We start from the raw sequence: 4,840 nt of genomic DNA, 5'->3' as shown, positions 1-4,840 counted from the left end.
ATCTCCAAGCACCGGCAACCCCAGACCGTAAGAGATCTGATAGGCAGAGCTCACCGGTCTGAGGAGGAAATCGAGCAGCACGACGGCGGCGCCCGTCCCCAGAAATGCCATCAGCCCCAAGAATGACACCAACCGATACTTGTCGTTGATGTTGCTGATCCTGGGCGTGCTGGCTTCCTCCAGCACTCGTACTCGTGGGGGCGCCGCAAGTTCGATATTCCACCGCTCCAGCTCGTCCCCCATACGGGCAGCGATGGCTTTCAGCCGTTCTACCTCCGCCCTTTCCGCCTCCAGATCGGCAGAGTACCTGCCGAGTTGCTCGGCCTCCGCCGCTTCCTTTTCAAACTGCTCCAGGGCCACCTTCAATTCGTCTTCCAGGACGGCTTTCTCCAATTCTGCCTGGGCAATCTCGGCCTGAATTTGCTCCGCTTCGGTGGGAGGGGCTACCGCCCGCCCCTTGGCCAGTTGCTCGCGTGCAAATTCCTCGAGCTGCGGCGTCAATTCTGCGCGACGCTGCTCGAGACCTTTTCGCAGGGTCTCCATTTCTTCCTGAATTCGCTGGACACTGGGAGCCTTTTCGCCCTGCGCCGCCCGCTGCCGCTCTTCGAACCATCGCGTCTCCAGATAACTCAACCTCGCCTGTGCCGCCGCAATCCAGGGATCCGCCCGCAGGGCGTTTTCCACAATCTGCCGGATCACGGCCTCGTCGCGTTGCCGCCGTTCTTCTTCGGTGGTCTGCGGACGGTGTTCTTCCAGATAACGGAGCCGGCTCTGCAAAATGGCGATCCGACGCTCCAAACCGCTGATTTGCTGCCGTAATTCGTTCACATGTTTACGATGATCTGCCAGCGTTTCCAGCGCCGTGAGGGCTTTCTTGCGGGCCACCTCGGAATCCGGACTTCCCACCGCGTTGGCCAGTTCCCGATAGCGCTGGTCACGCTTTTTGACGAGTTCCAGAGTTTGCGCGTAATTGGCTTCCAGCAGCTTCTTTCGCTCCAGGGCATAAGTCCGACTGACATCCCCTACTTCGGTCATGTAGGCGTCTTTCACGGCGTTGACGATCGCCGTAATTTGCTCGGGATCGTCGCCCGTCATGCTGATTTCCAAAATCTCCGCCTGATCGGCAAATCGAACCCGCAGATTGCGCCGCAACCACATGACGGGATCGACCTGGTTGCGAATGTAGGGAAGCTGACTGATCCCCGGCTTTTGCAGTGCCGCGGTCAGTACTCGGTTACTGGTCACGAGGGTTGTCTGCGTTTGCCTGTTACGGAGCAGCGGATCATCGTCTTTCGTCTCAAAAAGGACGTGCGGCCTCTCGAGCGAAACCTGCAACCACGCCGTAGCTGTGTATTCCACGGGAATGGTCCGCCAGGCAAAGACCATCACCCCCACGCTCGCTGCGAATCCCAAAATCAAGATCAACCACCAGCGCCGCCGCACCGCGTGCAAAACGTCCGAAGGTTTCGGCGGCCCGTGCAGCGTTTCCCGTTGAAGGGGCGTCGGCGCCACGAAACTTCCCGTGGCAGGCGTCGTTGGAAGGGATGTTCCCAGTACCCGCACAAGATCAGACATATTGGCCACTCAAAGCGTCATATAATCAGGCCCACCATCAATTGGCGCAAAATCTTGAACCTCCCTATTCCACACGCCTCACGCGGAGAAAATTCCCTCTTTCCGGGTTTTGTCTCTCCGATTGGCATCTTCCGAGTAAGCCCCGTGAACCCGGCAGACTCTCCCCGCCCAGCCCTTTTATTTTGACCTGCAGCCACAGCAAATTCCACAACTCAAAAGATGTGCCGACCCCTAAAACGTCGTTCCTGACACCTGGGCCACTTCCCAGCGCTAAGCCGAGAAAAAGGGACGAGGGTTCTGCTTGTCCGTCAGAATCCAGACGGAAGAGACGTTCGGGCCGAAGGAGAACCCGTCCTCAACCCGTGAAGAGCCGCCCACTCCGGGTCGGGACAGAGCAGCGGGAAAAGTCAAACACCTCCCCCGGAAAACACACTTTTTCGAGAGGATCCCCCCTCTGCACAGAAATCGGCGAACGGCGCCAGGCGATTCGGGTCAGCCAAAAATCTGCGAGGGAAACTCCTTCACACCGCTGATGTGCACCATTCGCACGGCCTGCCAGGGGATCACGACCAATCCCGCCCCAAGGGCCGAATCCTCCACAATGAAGGCCGCATATTCGCCGTTGTGTCCGAACGGCCGGAATTTCAGGACCGTCATGGTTTGCCCGTCTTCCAGCCGGATTTGCACGGTGCTGGCAATGGGTCGGCTGGCCCACACTTTCTGAAACAGCTCGCCAAAACTTTGCCCGGCAATCTGATCGCCCCGGGAAGAGTCGCTCCGCATTTCCACCCGACTATCGCCCGGTAACCGGCTGGGAAACAATTCCAGATGGAGACCGCTGTCGGGAACAACCGCGGAATCCCCCAGCCCCGTTCCCGCCACAAGATGGGGCGAAGGTTCTGGGGCGAGACTGAGCGGAATCGCTTCCTCTGCTTCGTGCTCAGAGAGTTCCTCCACCACGGGAATCCGGAAGCGGACACCGCACTCGGGACACTGCCCCGGTCGGCCCTGCAAATCCGACGAGCCAAACAGGCGATGCCCGTTGGGACAGAGGAACTGAATCCGTGTGCGATCGCGTGAGTACGTGGCCGCCCCGCTATTTTCACTCCCCTGCGCCGCGCGAATCTCCTCCAGCGTCGGAATCAGGAATTTCACGTTACATTTCGGACACTTGGCTGGCTTGCCCGCCCGATCTTCCCCACACCGAATACGGTGGCCGTTCGGACATAAAAACTCAATGGTGCCTGCCATATCCACCCCCTTTGTCAAAGGGTTCGTCCAACCCCTGCCATGCCGACCCGCCGTCAGGAAACCGACCATCGGGCGGGCGCCCGACAGACATACCGGCGCAGGTGTAAGTACTACTGTTGTAAGTACTATTTTGTGTCGAGAAAACGATCATTTTCCGCCTGTTCCACATAACTTTAGTTTACGTCGGGAACGGAAAAACGAAAACGATCCGCTCCACGGAGCGCGTTCATTTGCGCGGCACCCCGCCGGGGGATACCCGCGCACTATCGAGAAGCCACGCCGCGAATCGGTGGAAATCCCTAGAAAAACGACCGCTGCCTCTCCGAACGGACGAGCCTGTTGTTATTAATTTTGCCCACCAGTCGAGCCTTCGCTCAGTCAAAGATCCTTACAGATCCTGAGAAAAGTCGGGATGATTCAACGAGCAAACTCGCGCTGCATAATGGGCTCCTGGTGCCAACCCCCAGCACCGCTCAGCCGGCGAGCAGGCCCTCCAACAAACGCCGTGCGTTACCACTGGCAATGGCCTGTTGTACCTCAGGTGCCAGCCGCGACTCCGCCAGTTTCAACCGTGCTGCCGCGAAATAGAACAACGGCACAAATGACCCAAAACACACCCGCTCTGCAGAGACTGTCCCCACAAGGCGCTCGATCCCACCGACACCCTCCAGCATGCTCAGATCCACAAAGACGCGGCCGCTCTCCATCCAGCGTCTCAGTTGTGTCGGCGAATACGTGCGGTGGCCGTTCAGCAGCATAATGGTGACATCCGGGACTCTCTTGAGGAGTTGTTCCAAAGGAGCCAGATTCACCGGTGGCACGCGGAACAGGCGTGGCTGCGTCCGCGGATCTTCCATCTCCACGACGATTTGCACAAGCACCCTCCGCTTTGCCGCCATCAGCAGCACGGCCTCCACTTCCGGCCTGTCCAGCGAATACCCGTGATAATTGGGAAACAAACGAAGGACCTTCATTCCCCAATCGTCCACGCACTGACGAAAATCCTCCTCCCAATCGGGCAACCCGGGGTGAATCGTGCCGCACGGGCGCAACAGGTCAGACCAGCGAGCACACTCTTCCATCAGCCGCTCATTGACGCCCTTCATATCCGCATGAAACACCCCCTCCAGACTTCCCGCCCATGCCTCGACCACTCCATAACACCTCAGTGTGGTGACGAGCTTTTGTGTTGTGTCGTTCGGGAGTCGGCGGAATGGCCACCGAAACAAGGAGACGTTCGTGTCCACAAGAGGCCAGGGAGGTTCTTGCTCCAGGTGTTCAAGCAGGGTGTCCTGCTCTTCGGGGATCCTGGCGAAAGCGACTCTGCCCCGGGTTGTCCCCATGATCCCCGCCGAAACGAGAAACGCCCGGCGATCCAGTCTCCATGGGCTCTCACTGCCGTTCATAGTCGGATACCCTTTCGCTCCAAAATCGGCCAAAGGATCCGCCGCAGATTCTCGCCGAGGATCAGACGTTTGGCGTCCGCAGAAATATCGGCCCCCAGCACCTTCCCCAGTTGGGTGGCGAAACTTCTGCCGGGTGCATCGCTACCGAAAAGAACCCGTTCGGCGCCCAGTGTCCGTACCGCCATCTCCGTTACACCCGCCGTGGGATCAAATCCACACAGATCCACCAAGACGTTCCCACATGGGCGAACAGCCCGAAGACCGTACTCCCAATTGCCACCACTGTGGGCGGCGATGAATGTCGTCTCCGGATGGCGGCGGGCCAGAACGGCAAGGTCCTGGGGCGTCGATTCCCCGGGGAGGTTGCCCGTCGTCTTCAGCCAGGTGTGCTGAAGGACGACCGCTTTCAGCTCTGTGGCACGCTCCACCAGAGGATCCAGAGCAGGATCGGCACACCGCTTTGCTACCCAAAGCTTCACGCCCACCATAGGCCCATCGGCCACGTGGCGATTCAATTCGTCCAGGCTGGCCTGAAGGTGGTTGGGATTCAAATAGACAAAGCCGAACGCACGATCGGGAAACCGCTCAATGGCCTGCCGCACTTCCCG

At 59.1% G+C, this 4,840-nt stretch carries 4 protein-coding genes; all 4 read right to left on the bottom strand.

Translation table 11 applies throughout. The features are described 5' to 3' along the window. The coding region (locus H5U08_RS10260; RefSeq protein WP_297032708.1) for a hypothetical protein at positions 1-1,575 on the bottom strand (1,575 nt) is incomplete at its 3' end. A gap of 492 nt (positions 1,576-2,067) precedes the next feature. Then, positions 2,068-2,826, bottom strand: a complete 759-nt coding sequence (locus tag H5U08_RS10255; RefSeq protein WP_297032706.1) for a hypothetical protein — start codon at positions 2,824-2,826, stop codon at positions 2,068-2,070. A gap of 473 nt (positions 2,827-3,299) precedes the next feature. Next, entirely contained in the window at positions 3,300-4,232 is a 933-nt protein-coding gene (locus H5U08_RS10250; protein WP_297032704.1) for an amidohydrolase family protein, read from the bottom strand. After that, positions 4,229-4,840, bottom strand: a 612-nt coding sequence (locus H5U08_RS10245; protein ID WP_297032702.1) for an amidohydrolase family protein, incomplete at its 5' end; no start/stop codon positions are given. The genes H5U08_RS10245 and H5U08_RS10250, both read right to left, overlap by 4 nt.

This window comes from Thermogutta sp. (genome assembly GCF_014359955.1).
Classification (GTDB): domain Bacteria; phylum Planctomycetota; class Planctomycetia; order Pirellulales; family Thermoguttaceae; genus Thermogutta.
The sequence above is the reverse complement of the archived record's forward strand: the minus strand, read 5'-3'. Positions and strand labels throughout refer to the sequence as shown.